Genomic DNA, 15,763 nt, shown 5'->3' on the forward strand with positions numbered 1-15,763 from the left:
ACAGCTTGATTTCAGGGTGAGGGGGAGCCTCCGCGAACTCGACTGTCACCGTCCCTGCGGAGACTCCCCCTCACCCCACCCTCTCCCCGCAAGCGGGGAGAGGGAGTGAGACGCCGGTGCCCGCCTAACCCAGCACCGTCTTGCCGTTCTTGATCACGGTAACGCCGCGCGACTTCACCTTGGCCTCGAACGAGATCACGTTGCCGTCCTTCCAGAGGTCCATGGTCACGGTCTCGCCGGGATAGACCGGCGAGGAGAACCGCGCGACGTGCTGGCGGAACGCGCTTGCGTCGTAGTCGGCATAGGTCTGGAGCACGCCGCGGCAGGTGATGCCGTAGGTGCACATGCCGTGCAGGATCGGGCGCGGGAAACCGGCCTTCTTCGCGAACTCCGGATCGGAGTGCAGCGGATTGCGGTCGCCGCAGAGGCGATAGACCAGCGCCTGGTCCGGACGCGTCGTGATGTCGATGGTCTTGTCGGGCGCGCGCGAGGGGATCTTGTGCGGATCGGGTTGGGTCAGGTTCGGCCCGCCAAAGCCGCCATCGCCACGCGCAAAGCGCGAGGCAACCAGCGTCGCCAGCTTCTCGCCCTTCTCGTTCTTCAGCACGGTCTGGTGAACGATGACGACGCCCTTGTCCTTGCCCTTGTCGTAGACCTCGAGCACGGAGGAATCGGCAGTGATGTTGGCGGCGACCGGCAGCGGCTGGTGGAAGGTGATGTCGCGCTCGCCATCCACCACCATCACGCGGTTGAGATTCATCTCGCCCGGCCCCGAACCCCAGGCCGCGACGGAGGCGAAGGTCGGCACCACCTTCAGCGGACGCGGCGTCAGCGTGCCCTCGTTGACGAAGGCGAGTTCCTTCTCGTCCATGGGATCGGCGCCGAGGCCGATGCCGTAGGCGTAGAGCATCACCTCGCGGTCGGTGTAGGCGTATTTCTGGCCGATGTTCTTCAGGCCTTTGAGCTCTTCGTATCTGGCGGACATTTTCTGGTTTCCTCCCGGCGTTTCTTCGGCGGGCGGCGGCGCCTATTGATGCGCCCTCTCCCCTTGTGGGAGAGGGCCAGATGCTGCCCGCAACAAACTCATTTGGGTGAGGGGTTGGCTCCGCATCGAGAGCTTTCTCCGCGGAGCGATACCCCTCATCCGGCGCTTCGCGCCACCTTCTCCCGCAAGGGGAGAAGGAAGAAAACAGCTACACCGGCGTGAAGAACGGCAGCGGCGCGCCGTCGGTCGGCTTGAACACCACTTTCACCTTCTGGCCGATCTTCAGCTTCTCCAGATCGCAGTCGACGAAGTTGGTCTGCACCGACGGCCCTTCCTTCAGCGTGACGTAGCCGATCGCGTAAGGACCGGTCGGCGACTTCCGCATCAGGCTCCAGGTGTAGATCGTGCCCTCGCCCGACGCCTCCTCCCACACCGTCTTGTCGGAGTAGCAGAACGGGCAGATCGAGCGCGGGAAGTAGTGCGCCTCACCACAGGCGGTGCAGCGCTTGATCATGAACTTGCCCTGCTTCGCCGCGTCCCAGAACGCTGCGGTTTCCGGGTTCGTCACCGGTGCCGGATATTTCTTCGCTTCGCTCATCACACGCGCTCCAGAATGGCGGTCGAGGCGGCATGGCGCACGCCCAAAAGGCCGCCAGTGCCGTGGGCGATGGCGAGATCGCAATTCGGAACCTGCACCTTCGGATGCGCCTCGCCACGCAGCTGCCGCACGGCCTCGAGGATCTTGGTCATGCCGCCGCGGTTGACCGGATGGTTGCTGCAGAGGCCGCCGCCGTCGGTGTTGAACGGCAGCTTGCCGACGCCCGAGATGAGGTTGCCGTCGGCGACGAACTTGCCGCCTTCGCCCTTCTTGCAGAAGCCGAGGTCTTCCAGCTGCATCAGGACGGTGATGGTGAAGCTGTCGTAGATCGAGGCGTATTTGATGTCCTTCGGCGTGATGCCGGCTTCCTCGAACGCGCGCGGGCCGGACCAGACGCCGGCGGAATAAGTGAGGTCGAGATCCTTGCCGCCGCGCGGACCCTTCATCGCCTCGCCATGACCGATCAGGCGCACCAGAGGCTTCTTCAGGCTCTTGGCGATCTCGGGCGTGGTCACGATCAGCGCGCCGCCGCCGTCGGAGACGACGCAGCAATCCATGCGATGCAAGGGATCGGAGATCATCGGCGAGTTAAGAACGTCCTCGACGGTGACGACGTCCTTGAGCATCGCATGCGGATTGTATTGCGCGTGGTGCGATGCCGCGACCTTGATCCAGGCGAGTTGCTCGCTGGTGGTGCCATAGTCGTGCATATGGCGCATGGCACACATGCCGTAGGCATTGTGCGTGGTCGCGCCGTAGGCCGTCTCGAAATCGACCTCGGCGCCGGCCGCGCGCGGCGGCATCGCCCCGGTGCGTGGCTTGCCGGCGAGCGTGATCAGCGCGATCGAGCATTTGCCCGCCGCGATCGCCTCGGCGGCGTGACCGAGATGGATGATGTAGGAACAGCCGCCGGTCTCGGTGGAATCGACATGGCGAAGCTTTTTGGTGTTGAGGCCGAGATAATCGACCATCGGCCAGGCGCCGCCCGGCGCGTCGCCCGCGCAGAAATAGCCGTCGATATCGTCCTTGCTGATCCCGGCGTCCTCGATCGCGCCCTTGGCGACCTCGGCGTGGAGCTGGGCGGTGGATTTGTCCGGCGCATGCCGGGTCGGGTGTTCGTAGATCCCGGCAATGTAGGCCTTGCCCTTGATGGTCAAACTTCAGGTCTCCGCTTGCGCTTCTTCTTGCTCGGTTTTTTTCTGAACCGCGATGGCCTGATTGGCAAGCGCGGAAATATTCCGTCGCGCGAGAGGGCAGCGGGTTGGCGCAAGTGGGGTGGAAACGAGCCCCGAATTCAGCACCGTCATCCTGAGGTGCGAGCCATGCGGCGCAACGCGCCGCTTGGGGAGCCTCGAAGGATGCACGGCCGGGATGCTGCAGCGCTCTCCCTGCCGCAACGGTCGGGCCGTCGTCCTTCGAGGCTCGCCGAAGAGGCTCGCGCCTCAGGATGACGGTCTTGCATTACTCCCTGCCTCAGCAGAGCGATTGCGAGCGCGTTGAAGCATCCTCGCGGCGCGTTTCGCCCGAGCTTTGCTTCCGTCTTGCTCCCTCTCGAAACAAGGGCGCAGGGAAGACCGGGTGCCGGCTGGGCACCCACGGTCCGCTGTGCGCGAATGCGCGAAGAACAGATGCACAGCGGCATACAGGTGCGGCCAAACATCCGGCCTTCCCTGCGCAGTGGCTTTACGGCTTATGTCGTGCTCTCCCCGGGGAGCGATGCACTATTGCCCCCGTCGCCTTGCGAGCGATCGCAAGACTTGACGCACAGACCCCGGGCGTCAGGACCACACGATTTTGCCGTACGCGAGACCACGCCCGTCGTGCGCGCGAGACGATTGCTCGTGCGACGCAGCCCGCGTCCACCGCCACTCACCCCGCGTTTCGTGACGATCGCGATACGCCCCTCTGACTGGGATGAGGTGACAGACGAATACGATAATTCCGAATTTCGGTAAAGCGGAATGTTTTCGTGCCGCTGGATTGACCCGTCTCTTGGGTGTTTTGCCCGACGAGCAGCACAACGGATGGTGTCGTAGGGTGGGCAAAGCGAAGCGTGCCCACGTCTTTTGCGCAACTACGGCGAGATGGTGGGCACGGCGCGTTGCGCCTTTGCCCACCCTACGGGACCGTCCTACTCCGCCGCGATCTGCCTGGGCGCCGGCGGCGGGCTCGCGAGGTCGGCGGCGAGCTGGGCGTAGCGAAGCTTGGCATCGGCCACCGCTTTCTCCTTCACCGGGCCGTAGCCGCGGATGCGGTCGGGCAGCGAGAGCAGTTCGACGGCGGTGTCGATCGTGACGGGAGACAGCAGGCCGAGCACGGTCGTGACATCCTTCTCGTAGCCGGCGATCAGGTCGCGTTCGAGCTTGCGGTCGGCGCTGCGGCCGAAGATGTCGAACGGAGTACCGCGCAGGAATTTGAACCTTGCCAGGACGCGGAAGACGTTCAGCATCCACGGGCCGAAGGCACGCTTCTTCGGGCGCCCGAGCGCATCAACGCCGGACGCCAGGATGGGCGGCGCGAGGTTGAAGCTGAATTTGAAGTCGCCCTCGAACTGGTCGCGGAGCTGCTGCTCGAAGGCGCCGTTGGTGTAGAGGCGCGCAACTTCGTATTCGTCCTTGTAGGCGAGGAGCTTGGCGTAGTTCACTGCGACCGCCCGCGGCAGCGCATCGCCATAGCCACCTTGCTTGGCAGCATCGCGAACCTGGTCGACCAGCTTGCGATAACGTCTTGCCAGCCGGCCGTTCTGATAGGCGGTCAGGTGCTTGGCGCGATGCTCGATGACCTCATCGAGCGTCATCGCGTCCAGCGTCTTCGGCGCGACCACCTCGTCCGTTCCCTTCAGCATCGCGGCAAGGCGCGCGGGGTCCGCGACCGCGAGGCGTCCGAGGCGGAAGGCTTCCTTGTTCATCTTGATCGAGACGCCGTTGACCTCGATCGCCTGCTCGATCGATTCTGCCGAGAGCGGGAACAGCCCCTTCTGGTAGGCGTAGCCCATCATCATCATGTTGGTGGCGATGGCATCGCCGAGCAGCTGCTCGGCCGGCCTGGTGAAGTCGAAGAAGACGGAGTCCTTGTGCAGCGCCGTCTCCAGCACCGCGTTGAGCTTGCGGGTCTGGAAGTTGAAGTCGCGGTTGAGGACGAAGTCGGCGGTCGGGATCACGTGGCTGTTGATGATGCCGCGGGTGCGGCTGGTGTCGCAGAGCGAGATCGTGTCCTTGGCGACGGCGACCACCTCGTCGGCCGCGAGCACGAGATCGGCCGTGCCGGTGACGATGCGCGAGCAGGTCACCTCCGCCGGATGATCCGACAGGCGGACGTGGCTGAGCACCGCCCCGCCCTTCTGCGCAAGGCCTGACATGTCGAGGATCATCGAGGCCTTGCCCTCGATATGGGCGGCCATGCCGAGCAGCGCGCCGATCGTGAGCACGCCCGTGCCGCCGACGCCGCCGACCGCGATGTTGTAGGGCTTGTCGAGAGTCGGTCGCGAGGCCGGCTCAGGCAGCTCGCCGATCTCGCTGAGCTCGGCCGGCGCACGGTGACGCGGCTTGCCGCCGTCGACAGTGACGAAGGACGGGCAGAAGCCCTTCAGGCAGGAATAGTCCTTGTTGCACGAGGACTGGTTGATGGCGCGCTTGCGGCCGAACTCGGTCTCCAGCGGCTCCACCGAGATGCAGTTCGACTGCACCGAGCAGTCGCCGCAGCCTTCGCAAACGGCGGGGTTGATCATGACGCGGCGCGCCGGATCCTCCATCAGGCCGCGCTTGCGGCGCCGGCGCTTTTCGGCCGCGCAGGTCTGCACGAAGACGATCGCCGACGTGCCCTTGTACTCGCGGCACATCTTCATGACGCTGTCGAGCTCGTCGCGGTGATACTTCTTCACGCCGGGCGCGATGGTGTCGGCCGGATAGGCGTCGGGCGCCTCCGAGACCAGATAGATCTCGCGGATGCCCTCGGCGTGGAGCTGGAAGGTGATCTGCTGCGGCGAGAGATCGCCGTCATGGCGCTGGCCGCCGGTCATGGCGACGGCGTCGTTGTAGAGGATCTTGTAGGTGATGTTGGTCTTGGAGGCGACCGCCTGGCGAATGGCGAGCAAGCCGGAGTGGAAATAGGTGCCGTCGCCGAGATTGGCGAAGATGTGGTTCTCGTTGGTGAAGGGCGCGATGCCCACCCACGGCACGCCCTCGCCGCCCATATGCGTAAAGGTCTCGGTCGAGCGGTCCATCCACAGCGCCATGAAGTGACAGCCGATGCCGGCAAGCGCGCGGCTGCCTTCGGGGACCTTGGTCGAGGTGTTGTGGGGGCAGCCGGAGCAGAAATACGGGGTGCGGGAGACAGGCGCGACCGCCTGCATCTGGGTGGCCTGACGGCCGTTGAACCAGTCGGCCTTGACGCGGAGCATCTCCGCGATTTCGGGGTTGAGATTAAGTCGAAGCAGGCGTTCCGTGAGCGAGGTCGCAAGCGAGGCGACGCTGAGCTCGGCGGCGAAGGTCAGGAAGCGCTTGTCGTGCTCGTCCATCTTGCCGACGATGCGCGGACGGACGTCGTCGCGCCAGTTGAACAGCTCCTGCTTGACCTGGTTCTCGACGATCTCGCGGCGCTCCTCGATGATGAATATCTCTTCGAGCCCGACCGCGAATTGCCGCACGCCTTCCGGCTCCAGCGGCCAGGGCATGCCGATCTTGTAGAGGCGAAGGCCGATCTTGGCGGCGACCTCCTCGGTGATCCCCAGTTCGCGCAGCGCCTGCCGCACGTCCTCATAGCTCTTGCCCGACGCCATGATGCCGAAGCGGGCGTTCGGCGAATCCATGGTGACGCGGTTGACCTTGTTGGCACGCGCGAAGGCGATCGCGGCAAAGCCCTTGTAGTCCTGCAGGCGGCGATCCTGCTCGAAGCGGTCGTCGGGCCAGCGCAGGTTGAGGCCGCCGGGCGGCAGCTCGAAATCGGTGGGAATGATGAAAGGCTTCATCTCGTCGGTGAGGTCGATCTCGGCGGTGGTCTCCACCGTCTCGGTGATCACCTTCATGCCGACCCAGCAGCCGGAATAGCGCGACATCGCGATGCCGAGCAGACCCATCTCGATCATCTCGTGGATGCTGGAGGGATAGAGATAGGGCATCAGCGCCGAGATGAAGGCGTGGTCCGACTGATGAGGAACGGTGGAGGATTTTGCGCCGTGGTCATCGCCGGCAAGGCAGAGCACGCCGCCGTTCTTGGCCGAGCCGGCGGCATTGCCGTGGCGGAACACATCGCCGCAGCGGTCGACGCCCGGGCCCTTGCCGTACCAGATGCCGACCACGCCGTCGTATTTGGCACCGGGCGAGAGGTTGAGCTGCTGCGAGCCCCAGACGGCGGTGGCCGCCAGGTCCTCGTTCACGCCGGGCTGGAACTTGATGTTGTACTGCTCGAGATGCTTGCGGGCTGCAAAAAGCTGCTGGTCGTAGCCGCCGAGCGGCGAGCCACGATAGCCGGAGATGAAGCCCGCGGTGTTGAGGCCGTTGGCGCGGTCGCGCCGGATCTGGGCCATCGGCAGGCGAACCAGGGCCTGAATGCCCGTGGTGAAGACGTGTCCGGTCTGCTGGGTGTATTTCTGATCGAGACTGATCGGACCCTGGTTGATGCCCATGCTGTCCTCGTTTCGCCCTGCTCAGGCCCTTGTTATCTAAAAGCCGCTTAAGCCGTTGCCTGCCCGTTGTTTTTAGCTAGGGCGCGCCGACCATCACCGCCACTCTATGTCGGATATTTCATGATCCGCACCACAAATCTGGACGAAAGGGCGCGCCGGGTAAAAATCGCAATTTCGTGGCCTCAAACACGCCGGGCATTTTCAATTTGTGTCACCATACCCCCGCCGTCGCGAAATGAATGGCCGCCCCCATGGCGCCGATGACGGCGATTGGTCGCAGGAGACGCCTTCAATGCGGACGATTCTGGCTGTGATCGCGTTGTGCAGTGCAGTTGCAAATGCAGCCCTTGCTGCCGAACCATCGCCGGAGCTGATCGCCTACGGCAAGGCGCTGGTCGAGGCCGGCGACTGCGCGGGCTGCCACACCGCCGATCCGGCCAAGCCGTTCGCAGGCGGCAAGCGGATCGACACGCCGTTCGGCGCGATCTTTGCGCCGAACCTGACGCCTGACCGCGACACCGGAATCGGCGCCTGGAGGGATGCCGATTTCACCCGTGCGCTGCGCTACGGCATCGCGCCCGACGGCTCGAACTATTACCCGGCGTTTCCCTATCCTTACTTCACCAAAATGACGAAGGACGACACGCTGGCGATCCGCGCCTATCTCGCCACGCTGGCGCCCGTGGCGAACCGCAACAAGCCGCCGGAACTGCGCTGGCCGTTCGGCTATCGCGGCCTGATGCGGCTGTGGAACGCCATGTACTTCAAGCCCGGCCTGTTCGAGCCGGACCAGAGCAAGAGCGCGGCCTGGAACAGAGGCGGCTATCTCGTCACCGGGCTCGGTCATTGCGGCGCCTGCCACACGCCGAAAAACTACTTCGGCGCCGACAGGGACGCGCAGGCGCTATCCGGCAACGAGGTCGGAGGCTGGTTTGCCCCCCGCCTCGATGGCGCCGTCCGCACCGGGCTGAAATCGTGGAGCGAGGAGGACATCACGGAGTATCTGCAAAGCGGGCGCAACGCCAAAAGCCATGCCGGCGGGCCGATGGCGGAGGTCGTCGTCAACGCCACCGCGAAAATGAGCGATGCCGATGTCCGCGCAATCGCCATCTACTTGAAGAGCCTGCCGTCGACGCGACGCGAGACGATCGTGACGCCGCCGGACGATGCCGAGATGAAGGCCGGCCAGGCCGTCTACGCAAAACTCTGCATCGCCTGCCATGAGGCCGACGGCTCCGGCGCCCCGCGCATCTATCCGCCGTTGCCAGGCAATGCGCTGCTGCAATCCAACAACCCAACCTCCACCTTGCGCATCATCCTCGACGGCGCCCACACCGTGACCACACCGCGCGCGCCCAACACCGGGGAGATGCCGGGTTATGCCAAGCAACTGTCCGACGACGAGATTGCGGCGGTGACGAATTACATCCGCAATTCCTGGGGCAATGCGGGCCTGCTCGTGACGCCGGCCCAGGTGGCGAGGGCGAGGAAGAGAGAGGCGAGTGGGGAATAGCGAGTGGCGAATGGCCGAGAACCATTCGCTATTCGCCACTCGCGCGCGACAGCGCTCACCGCTCCTTCTCCTCATCCCCGGTGAACACGAATTTCGGCATCTCCCATCTGTAGTGCACCGCGAGCAGGCGGAAGCTGAGGCCGAGCACGAAGGTCAAAATCGTCCAGAGCTCGGCATTGAGATTGAAGCCGAACGCCGTGGCGTAGAACAAGCCCGTGACGACCGAGACGCTGGCATAGAGCTCGGATCGAAACAGCAGCGGCACGTCGTTGCAGAGCACATCGCGCAACACGCCGCCGGCGCAGCCCGTCACCATGCCCGAGACGATCACGATCGGCAGCGAGGCATCCATCTGCCAGCCGACGTTGCAGCCGATCATGGTGAAAACGACGAGGCCGATCGCATCGAGCACGATGAAGGCAAGGTGCAGCCGATGCACGAGGCGCGCGATCAGGATCGTCAGCAGCGCCGCCCCCACCCGGCAGAGCAAGGTAGATCGGGTTGGCCACCCACACCAGCGGATAGTGACCGAGGAACAGGTCGCGCAGCGTGCCGCCGCCAAGCGCGGTGATGCAGGCGAGAAGACAAACGCCGACATAATCCATGCTGCGCCGCCCCGCGGCCAGTGCTGCCGTCATGCCCTCCGCCGTCAAGGCGACGAGGGCCAGAAAGTGCAGCACGCTATCGGTCGGCGGCAGACTCCACATCGGCTTCGCTCCTCGTCGCGCCCATGGAACTCGCGTCCAGTTCCCGAGCGAACAGGTTCCCGATTCCCGACAGGAGAGCAACATGCGACGAAAGCAGTGGGTGGCGCGGAACGGAATCTCGCACCTGAGGGTTGTCCCGACGTCATAACCCGAGGAGATCCAATCGATGGCTGACGACCGTTTTCCCAACGATCCGTATCGCCCGAACCTCGCCGACGATGAGTTTGCTCGCGCGGCGCGCCGGGATGCCGACCTTCAAGCCGATCCCGAGCTCGGGGAAGGCCCTGCCTCCAGCGGCAAGATCGCGCTGTTTGCGGTAGCGGTCGCGCTGGTGCTGGGCGCGGTGTTCTACGGCTTGAACAATACCACCACGACCAACCAGGCCAGCAACACGCCGGCCTCGCAGACTGCGCAGACGCAGCCGACCAATCCGGCGGCACCTCCTGGCATGCGCGACGTGACCCCGCGCAACAATACCGAGCCGGGCGTGACCACGGGTGCGGCGCCGAGCAGGCCTGCTGCCCCGGCTCCCGATACGCCTGCTGCAAAGCCGGCGCCGGATGCGCAGACGCCGTCCAGCGGCGCGAAGTAACAGTTCGCAATGAGACGTGAGAGCGGCGGGATGCAACATCCCGCCGCTTTTCGTTGGCCTAGCTGAACATCTTGTTGAGCTCGCCGCCGGAATAGCCGCCGCCAAGCTCCGTGAACGTTCCCTTCTCCGCCATCTCCTTTGCAGCGCGCATGAAGCCGCCCCAGGCGGCGCGGGCGAGCGAGCCGCCCACACTGATGCGGCGCACGCCGAGATCTCGGGCTTCCTGCAGCGACAGGCCGGACGCGCCGATCAGGAGGTTGAACGGCTTTGGATGCACCGCCTTCACCACCGCGGCGATGTCCTCGCGGCTCTTCAGGCCGGGCGCGTAGAGACAGTCGGCGCCGGCATCGGCATAAGCAGTCAGCCGATCGATGACGAGCTTGAGGTCGGTGATGCCCCACAAGTAAGCCTCGCAGCGGCCGACCAGCAGCGTGCCGCTGTCGCCGATCGCTTTGCGCGAGGCCTTGATGCGCTCGACCGCAAGCGCGCTTTCGTAGAGCGGCTTGTCCTTGTCGCCGGTGGAATCCTCGATCGAGAGGCCCGCGACGCCGGTGCGCACACAGCGCTCGACATTGTCGGCGACCCTGTCCGGCTCGACGGCAAAGCCGCCCTCGAAATCGGCGTTCACGGGAATGTCGACGGCCGAGCTCAATGCTGCCAGATGCTGACAGACGTCCTCGACGTTGACGTGGTTGTCGGCCTTGCCGATGGTCCAGGCAAAGCCTGCGCTCGAGGACGCGATCGCCTTGAAACCGAGATGTTGCAAGGCTTTCGCGCTGCCGACATCGACCGGATTGGGCAGGATGAAGCAGCCGCTCTCGTGCATCTTCCTGAATGTCGCGCGCTTGTCCGCGGTCGTCACGTGCATGTTTCTCTCCCTCGTTGCTGCGCAGAGATAGGCGCGCGTCTTCAAGTGCGCTAGTGGGCGTCGTGCACCGCGCGGCTATCCTTCGGAGCCTGCTCGCGGTCGGTCATGCTGTAATCCCGGATCACGCTGGCGATGCGCAGATGATAGTCCGCGAAGATTTTTGCGCGGCCTTTCGCCTGCGTGCGGCGATGCTCCATCGTGTTGCGCCAGGCCTGCACGGCTGCCTCATCCCGCCAGAACGACACCGACAGGATCTTGCCCTTCTCGGTCAGGCTCTCGAAGCGCTCGACCGAGATGAAGCCGTCGATGGTTTGCAGCAGCGGCTTGAGGTCGGCCGCGAGGTCGAGATAATCCTGGCGGTGTTCCGGCTTGGGCCAGACTTCGAAGATCACGGCGATCATGGGCATCTCCTTGCATTGATGGCCTACAATACCACCTTGCGCAGGAAGGTGCGCTCTTCCGCGAGGATGAATTTCTCGGCCTCCGCGAAGTTGAAATTCGCCGTGCCGTCGAGATCGGCGCGCAGCCGTTTGCGATAGGATTCGTACGCTGCAAGGCTCTCGAACGAAATCAAGGCGAACGCGATGTTGTTGGTGCCCTCGTGCGGCATGAAGTAACCGATCAACTCGCCGCCACATCTCGGGATGATGGTGAGCCAGCGCTTCGAATATTCCTCGAACTGCGCGCGCTTGAACGGATCGAGCTGGTAGCGGATGAAGACGGTGACGGGCATGATGGATCCTGATTTTCTCGTCGAGAACGCAAAGCGACGCCGTCGCCGCTGAAGCACTAGATTGCTTCGCTCTGCTCGCAATGACGTGTTTGCAGGCACACGTTACGCGCTTGCCCACCGGCGATGCTTCGGCTACCATCGAAGCATGAAATCAGGTCCTGACATCGCGATGGTCGCCTCCCTTGTCGGCGATCCCGCCCGCGCCAACATGCTGACCGCGCTGATGAACGGCCGCGCGCTCACCGCGAGCGAGCTGGCGCAGGAGGCCGGCATCACGCCGCAGACCGCAAGCTCGCATCTTTCGAAGCTCGAGGCCGGCGGCCTCATCGAGCCGGAGAAGCAGGGCCGCCACCGCTATTACCGCCTCACCGATGACGACGTCGCCGGCGTGCTCGAGGGCCTCGCGGGCCTCGCCGCGCGGACCGGCCACATGCGCGTGCGCACCGGACCGAAGGATCCGGCGCTGCGGCGGGCGCGGATCTGTTACGACCATCTCGCCGGCGATCTCGGCGTGCAGATGCTCGACACCATGCGCGAGCGAAACCTGGTCAGGCAGAAGAAGCAGGATATCGAGCTGACGGCCGAGGGCGAGCGCTTCCTCGCCAAACATTTGCAGATCTCGCCCGAGATGCTGGCTCATCCGCGCCGTCCGGTGTGCAAGGCCTGCCTCGACTGGAGCGAGCGGCGCCACCATCTGGCCGGCACGCTGGGCGCGGCCTTGATGCAGCGTTTCGCCGAGCTGAAATGGGCCTCGCGCGATGCCACACCCGGCAGCCGCGTGGTGAATTTCACCCGCACCGGCGAGAAGCAGTTCGCCGCGCTGTTCGGCAGCGTACAGGACTGATCACGCGGGGCGCGTAGGTTCGCACGTTTGCGTGTGAATGCGAGCTCTCGTCGCGGCCGGGCTTGACCCGGCCATCCACGCGTTTATGGCCACGTCAATCCGGGGCGGCTCGTAGAGCAGAGCCCGGAATGACGAGGTTCCGGGTTCGATGCTTCGCATCGCCCCGGAACGACATGGCTAACCACGAGACCCCCATGATCCGCATCCTCTCCGCCGCACTCGCGGTCGCCCTCCTCGCTTTCCCCTTCACGCCCACGCGCGCCGCGGACACGCCGCCCCGCGAGCCCTATGGCATCGCGCTCGAAGGCTTTGCCTATCCCTACCCCGTGCACCTCCTGCCGGTCGTCAACGACGGCGAGCAACTCAGCATGGCCTACATGGACGTGGCCGCCGCGCAGCCGAACGGCCGCACCGTCGTACTGCTGCACGGGCGCAATTTCCCGTCGAGCTATTGGGCCCCCGTGATCAAGATGCTGGGCGAGGCCGGTTTTCGCGTCGTGGTGCCGGACCAGATCGGATTCGGCAAATCCTCCAAGCCGCAGGGCGAACTGCATTTCGACAATCTGGCGCGCAACACCATTGCGCTGCTCGATCACCTCAAGATCGACAAGGCCGAGGTCGTCGCCCACTCGCTCGGCGGCATGCTCGGCGTGCGCATCGCCCGCGCCTATCCCGACCGCGTCGCCCATCTGGTGCTGACCGCGCCGATCGGGCTGGAGGATTACCGCCTCTACGTGCCCCCGACGCCGACCGAGAAGATGATCGAGACCGAGGACAAGCTCACGGCGGAGGGCTATCGCAAGCAGCTCCAGACCAATTACGCGATCAAGCTGCCGGCCGAGGCAATCACGCCGTTCATCGATGCCCGATTCAACATCAAGGGCAGCCCCGACTATCCGCGCTGGCTGCGCGCCTTCGTCAGTTCCGGCCAGATGATCTACCGGGAGCCGGTGGCGCACGAGATCCCGCTCATCGCGCTGCCCACGCTGTTCATCATGGGGGCCGACGACCACAACGCGCCGGGCCGGCCACTCGCGCCCGAGGCACTGCGGGCCAAGATGGGGCAGAACGCCGAACTGGCGAAGGCCCTGGCGGCGAAGATGCCGAATGCGCGGGCAGAAGTGATTCCGAACACCGGGCATCTCGTCTTCCTGGAGGCGCCCGAGAAGTACGAGGAGCTGGTGCTTGGCTTTCTCGGCCGCTAGCGACACTTGCGTGTCGTCTGAGGCAGGATGCGCGGACCGTTCATGCCGCATTCAGGTCATGATTGGCAGGTTTGGATCGCAACGTGTCGGCACGCCCCAGATTTAACGTGTCGAATCGTGTCTCTTGAATCATTGTGCGCCAAAAGCGCCATTCCCCTAGCCTGCCTCCAAGGACGAGAAGGAAGACCCAATGAAATACCTGTTTGCCGCCGTCATGCTCGCCAGCGCGGTCGTCGGTTTCAGCGAGGCGGCCAGCGCCGCCGGCGGTTGCGGCCCGGGTTGGTACCGCGGCCCCTATGGCGGCTGCCGTCCGATGCGCGGCCCGGTGGTCGTTCGCCCCGCTCCGGTGGTGGTTGCCCCGGCGCCGGTCGTCGTTGTGCCTCGCGCGCGTGTTTGCCCCTACGGATTCCGCTGGTACGCCGGCCGCTGCCGCCCGTTCTGACCTCGTCCATTTGCGTTCAAAGTGGCCGCGCGGCAAAAGCCAGCGCGGCCACTTTTTTTGGAGTTGCTGCCGACGCTTCGTCCGCCATGGACCTGGGCGCTTCCAGAATCGAAATGGGGACCGCCGGCGGCGATCCCCTTTCAATCCGCGAACGTCGCGAGCTTACCAGTGATGGCGGCGGTGCCAGCGGCGGCGATGCCGGCGCCAATGACGGTGGCGCCAGCCCCAGTGGCGGTGATGGCCGTAGTGAACCTGCTCCGGCGTCAGCTTGGCGGCTTCCTCGCTGGTGGTGACCGCGGGATGAGCGTCGGAATTGCCCTGAGGCGTACGGGCGGGATCACCGACCGGCTGCGGTGACAGCGGCGCGGCCTGCGCGGCCGTTGCGGCGAAGGCGGCGGCGCCCGCTGTCACCCCCAATGCAAGTTTCAAAAAGTTCCGGCGCTCCATCATTTCTTCCTTTGGTCATCGTGACTGTGATGCAGAGGAAGTGTCGCGTTCACGACATGAACCGAAGCTGAATCGCGCGTTCAGATTAATTGAGCCGCGGATGTCTCCCGCTCATTTCGCAAACTCCTGCGCGAGCACCAGCGTCTCGCGCGTGCGCTTCACGTCGGGCCAGTCGCGATTGAAGTCGGCAACGAGCTTTTGTAGCGCGTCACCTTTCAGCATCGCATTCAGCTTGGCCTCGTCATCGAACTGATACATCGCCTGGTGCAGCGAGGGATCATCCAGGCTCCAGAACCGCCAGGCCTTACTCACGCCGAACGCCTTCACCGCATCGGGCAGATGTTCCGTCTCGTACCATCGGTCGAAGGCGGCGCGCTTGCTGGCATCGGTGACGATGGCGCGGACGACGAAGAAGGCAGCGGGCATCGGGTTTCCTCCTGTTGTTTGAGGCAAGCTTAGCCGGTTAAGCCGACGACGACAAAAAATGCCGGCCCCGATGTCGGAACGGGAGCCCTTCGCTCGTCCTTTGCTTCGAACACGGAGACAGCAAATGACCGACCTCACCCTGACCACCTTCAATTGGGTTCCCGAAGCACCGCGAGGCTTTGTGCGCGACCTTCGTGTGCGCTGGGCCCTCGAAGAGGCGGCGCTGCCCTATCGCGTCGCAAGCGCCCCGTTCGACGATCGCGGGCCTGCGCATTTGGCGCACCAGCCATTCGGCCAGGTGCCGTGGCTGACCGACGGCGACCTCTCGATCTTCGAGACCGGCGCGATCCTGCTGCATCTCGGTGGGCTCAGCGAGAAGCTGATGCCATCCGATCCGCGCGGCCGCGCCGAGACAACGGAATGGGTGTTCGCGGCGCTCAATTCAGTGGAGATGGCGAGCCTGCCCTGGGGAATGTCGCAGTTCATGGGACATCCGACCGACACGGCAGCGTGGAAATTCGTGGACGACTTCCTCAAGCTTCGGCTCAAGCATCTCGAACCGGTGCTGGCCGGCCGCGAATGGCTGGCCGGCTCCTTCTCCGTCGCCGACATCCTGATGTCGGACGTGCTGCGCGTCGTCGATGGTTTCGACGGGCTGACGGACAGTCCTGCCTGCCGCGCCTACGTCGCGCGCGCCACCGGCCGCCCGGCGTTCGCCAAAGCCCATGCCGACCAGATCGCGCATTTCGCGGCGGCGGATAAGGTGCGCGGAATGTGATG

Annotated in this window: 15 protein-coding genes and 1 pseudogene; 6 read left to right on the forward strand and 10 right to left on the reverse strand. The window is 64.8% G+C overall.

Annotation, left to right across the window (positions count from 1 at the left end; genetic code table 11):
• Positions 1-124 precede the first annotated feature (124 nt).
• From FJV43_RS02425 to FJV43_RS02440, 4 genes are all read right to left on the reverse strand, one after another.
• Positions 125-985, reverse strand: coding sequence for a MaoC family dehydratase (locus FJV43_RS02425; RefSeq protein WP_061027166.1), 861 nt, complete (start codon positions 983-985; stop codon positions 125-127).
• Between the two features lie 208 nt (positions 986-1,193).
• Complete coding sequence (locus FJV43_RS02430) at positions 1,194-1,583, reverse strand: OB-fold domain-containing protein (protein WP_092192950.1); 390 nt, start codon at positions 1,581-1,583, stop codon at positions 1,194-1,196.
• Positions 1,583-2,740, reverse strand: a complete 1,158-nt coding sequence (locus FJV43_RS02435) for a thiolase domain-containing protein (protein WP_239624376.1) — start codon at positions 2,738-2,740, stop codon at positions 1,583-1,585. The genes FJV43_RS02430 and FJV43_RS02435 overlap by 1 nt, the downstream gene beginning before the upstream one ends.
• Before the next feature lie 974 nt (positions 2,741-3,714).
• A complete protein-coding gene (locus FJV43_RS02440) occupies positions 3,715-7,206 on the reverse strand; it encodes an indolepyruvate ferredoxin oxidoreductase family protein (protein WP_239624378.1) in 3,492 nt (1,163 codons plus the stop codon).
• A gap of 292 nt (positions 7,207-7,498) precedes the next feature.
• Here FJV43_RS02440 and FJV43_RS02445 point away from each other — a divergent pair, with 292 nt between their 5' ends.
• Entirely contained in the window at positions 7,499-8,719 is a 1,221-nt protein-coding gene (locus tag FJV43_RS02445; protein ID WP_239624380.1) for a c-type cytochrome, read from the forward strand.
• A gap of 55 nt (positions 8,720-8,774) precedes the next feature.
• On the opposite strand, the pseudogene FJV43_RS02450 reads toward FJV43_RS02445, so the two are convergent.
• Positions 8,775-9,426: pseudogene (locus tag FJV43_RS02450) on the reverse strand (trimeric intracellular cation channel family protein).
• Between the two features lie 166 nt (positions 9,427-9,592).
• Here FJV43_RS02450 and FJV43_RS02455 point away from each other — a divergent pair.
• Positions 9,593-10,018: a hypothetical protein gene (locus tag FJV43_RS02455; RefSeq protein WP_239624382.1), complete on the forward strand. Its 426-nt coding sequence runs from the start codon at positions 9,593-9,595 to the stop codon at positions 10,016-10,018.
• A gap of 58 nt (positions 10,019-10,076) precedes the next feature.
• Here the strand turns inward: FJV43_RS02455 and FJV43_RS02460 are convergent, their stop codons facing one another.
• Genes FJV43_RS02460 through FJV43_RS02470 form a run of 3 tightly spaced genes read right to left on the reverse strand, consistent with a single transcriptional unit; the run spans position 10,077 to position 11,619 of the window.
• A complete protein-coding gene (locus tag FJV43_RS02460; protein WP_239624384.1) occupies positions 10,077-10,886 on the reverse strand; it encodes an isocitrate lyase/phosphoenolpyruvate mutase family protein in 810 nt (269 codons plus the stop codon).
• A 50-nt stretch (positions 10,887-10,936) separates the two neighbouring features.
• Positions 10,937-11,287 carry an antibiotic biosynthesis monooxygenase gene (locus FJV43_RS02465; RefSeq protein WP_239624386.1) on the reverse strand — a complete coding sequence of 117 codons (351 nt, stop codon included), beginning with the start codon at positions 11,285-11,287 and terminating at the stop codon, positions 10,937-10,939.
• A 23-nt stretch (positions 11,288-11,310) separates the two neighbouring features.
• Positions 11,311-11,619 carry an NIPSNAP family protein gene (locus FJV43_RS02470; RefSeq protein WP_131867649.1) on the reverse strand — a complete coding sequence of 103 codons (309 nt, stop codon included), beginning with the start codon at positions 11,617-11,619 and terminating at the stop codon, positions 11,311-11,313.
• Between the two features lie 145 nt (positions 11,620-11,764).
• Here FJV43_RS02470 and FJV43_RS02475 point away from each other — a divergent pair, with 145 nt between their 5' ends.
• The 3 genes from FJV43_RS02475 (at position 11,765) to FJV43_RS02485 (ending at position 14,110) form a co-directional block, all read left to right on the forward strand.
• Entirely contained in the window at positions 11,765-12,463 is a 699-nt protein-coding gene (locus FJV43_RS02475; RefSeq protein ID WP_239624388.1) for an ArsR family transcriptional regulator, read from the forward strand.
• A gap of 194 nt (positions 12,464-12,657) precedes the next feature.
• The gene (locus tag FJV43_RS02480) at positions 12,658-13,668 is read left to right on the forward strand and encodes an alpha/beta hydrolase (RefSeq protein WP_239624389.1); all 1,011 of its coding nucleotides are present in this window, start codon (positions 12,658-12,660) and stop codon (positions 13,666-13,668) included.
• A 190-nt stretch (positions 13,669-13,858) separates the two neighbouring features.
• Entirely contained in the window at positions 13,859-14,110 is a 252-nt protein-coding gene (locus tag FJV43_RS02485; RefSeq protein ID WP_028182358.1) for a hypothetical protein, read from the forward strand.
• Positions 14,111-14,272: 162 nt separating this feature from the next.
• On the opposite strand, the gene FJV43_RS02490 is transcribed toward FJV43_RS02485, so the two are convergent.
• Both FJV43_RS02490 and FJV43_RS02495 read right to left on the reverse strand, forming a co-directional pair.
• Positions 14,273-14,557, reverse strand: coding sequence for a twin-arginine translocation signal domain-containing protein (locus FJV43_RS02490; protein WP_239624391.1), 285 nt, complete (start codon positions 14,555-14,557; stop codon positions 14,273-14,275).
• Between the two features lie 111 nt (positions 14,558-14,668).
• Positions 14,669-14,983 carry a hypothetical protein gene (locus FJV43_RS02495; RefSeq protein ID WP_239624393.1) on the reverse strand — a complete coding sequence of 105 codons (315 nt, stop codon included), beginning with the start codon at positions 14,981-14,983 and terminating at the stop codon, positions 14,669-14,671.
• Positions 14,984-15,107: 124 nt separating this feature from the next.
• Between FJV43_RS02495 and FJV43_RS02500 the strand changes: the two genes are divergently transcribed.
• Complete coding sequence (locus tag FJV43_RS02500; RefSeq protein ID WP_239624395.1) at positions 15,108-15,761, forward strand: glutathione S-transferase family protein; 654 nt, start codon at positions 15,108-15,110, stop codon at positions 15,759-15,761.
• Positions 15,762-15,763 lie beyond the last annotated feature (2 nt).

The organism is Bradyrhizobium sp. I71, from assembly GCF_022354745.1.
In the GTDB taxonomy this organism is placed as follows: domain Bacteria; phylum Pseudomonadota; class Alphaproteobacteria; order Rhizobiales; family Xanthobacteraceae; genus Bradyrhizobium; species Bradyrhizobium liaoningense.

What these genes read in the sequence shown, in the direction of transcription:
- FJV43_RS02425 (WP_061027166.1), bottom strand. Translation starts at nt 985, where the DNA reads ATGTCCGCCAGATACGAAGAGCTCAAAGGCCTGAAGAACATCGGCCAG.
- FJV43_RS02430 (WP_092192950.1), bottom strand. Translation starts at nt 1,583, where the DNA reads ATGAGCGAAGCGAAGAAATATCCGGCACCGGTGACGAACCCGGAAACC.
- FJV43_RS02440 (WP_239624378.1), bottom strand. Translation starts at nt 7,206, where the DNA reads ATGGGCATCAACCAGGGTCCGATCAGTCTCGATCAGAAATACACCCAG.
- FJV43_RS02445 (WP_239624380.1), top strand. Translation starts at nt 7,499, where the DNA reads ATGCGGACGATTCTGGCTGTGATCGCGTTGTGCAGTGCAGTTGCAAAT.
- FJV43_RS02455 (WP_239624382.1), top strand. Translation starts at nt 9,593, where the DNA reads ATGGCTGACGACCGTTTTCCCAACGATCCGTATCGCCCGAACCTCGCC.
- FJV43_RS02460 (WP_239624384.1), bottom strand. Translation starts at nt 10,886, where the DNA reads ATGCACGTGACGACCGCGGACAAGCGCGCGACATTCAGGAAGATGCAC.
- FJV43_RS02465 (WP_239624386.1), bottom strand. Translation starts at nt 11,287, where the DNA reads ATGATCGCCGTGATCTTCGAAGTCTGGCCCAAGCCGGAACACCGCCAG.
- FJV43_RS02470 (WP_131867649.1), bottom strand. Translation starts at nt 11,619, where the DNA reads ATGCCCGTCACCGTCTTCATCCGCTACCAGCTCGATCCGTTCAAGCGC.
- FJV43_RS02475 (WP_239624388.1), top strand. Translation starts at nt 11,765, where the DNA reads ATGAAATCAGGTCCTGACATCGCGATGGTCGCCTCCCTTGTCGGCGAT.
- FJV43_RS02480 (WP_239624389.1), top strand. Translation starts at nt 12,658, where the DNA reads ATGATCCGCATCCTCTCCGCCGCACTCGCGGTCGCCCTCCTCGCTTTC.
- FJV43_RS02485 (WP_028182358.1), top strand. Translation starts at nt 13,859, where the DNA reads ATGAAATACCTGTTTGCCGCCGTCATGCTCGCCAGCGCGGTCGTCGGT.
- FJV43_RS02490 (WP_239624391.1), bottom strand. Translation starts at nt 14,557, where the DNA reads ATGGAGCGCCGGAACTTTTTGAAACTTGCATTGGGGGTGACAGCGGGC.
- FJV43_RS02495 (WP_239624393.1), bottom strand. Translation starts at nt 14,983, where the DNA reads ATGCCCGCTGCCTTCTTCGTCGTCCGCGCCATCGTCACCGATGCCAGC.
- FJV43_RS02500 (WP_239624395.1), top strand. Translation starts at nt 15,108, where the DNA reads ATGACCGACCTCACCCTGACCACCTTCAATTGGGTTCCCGAAGCACCG.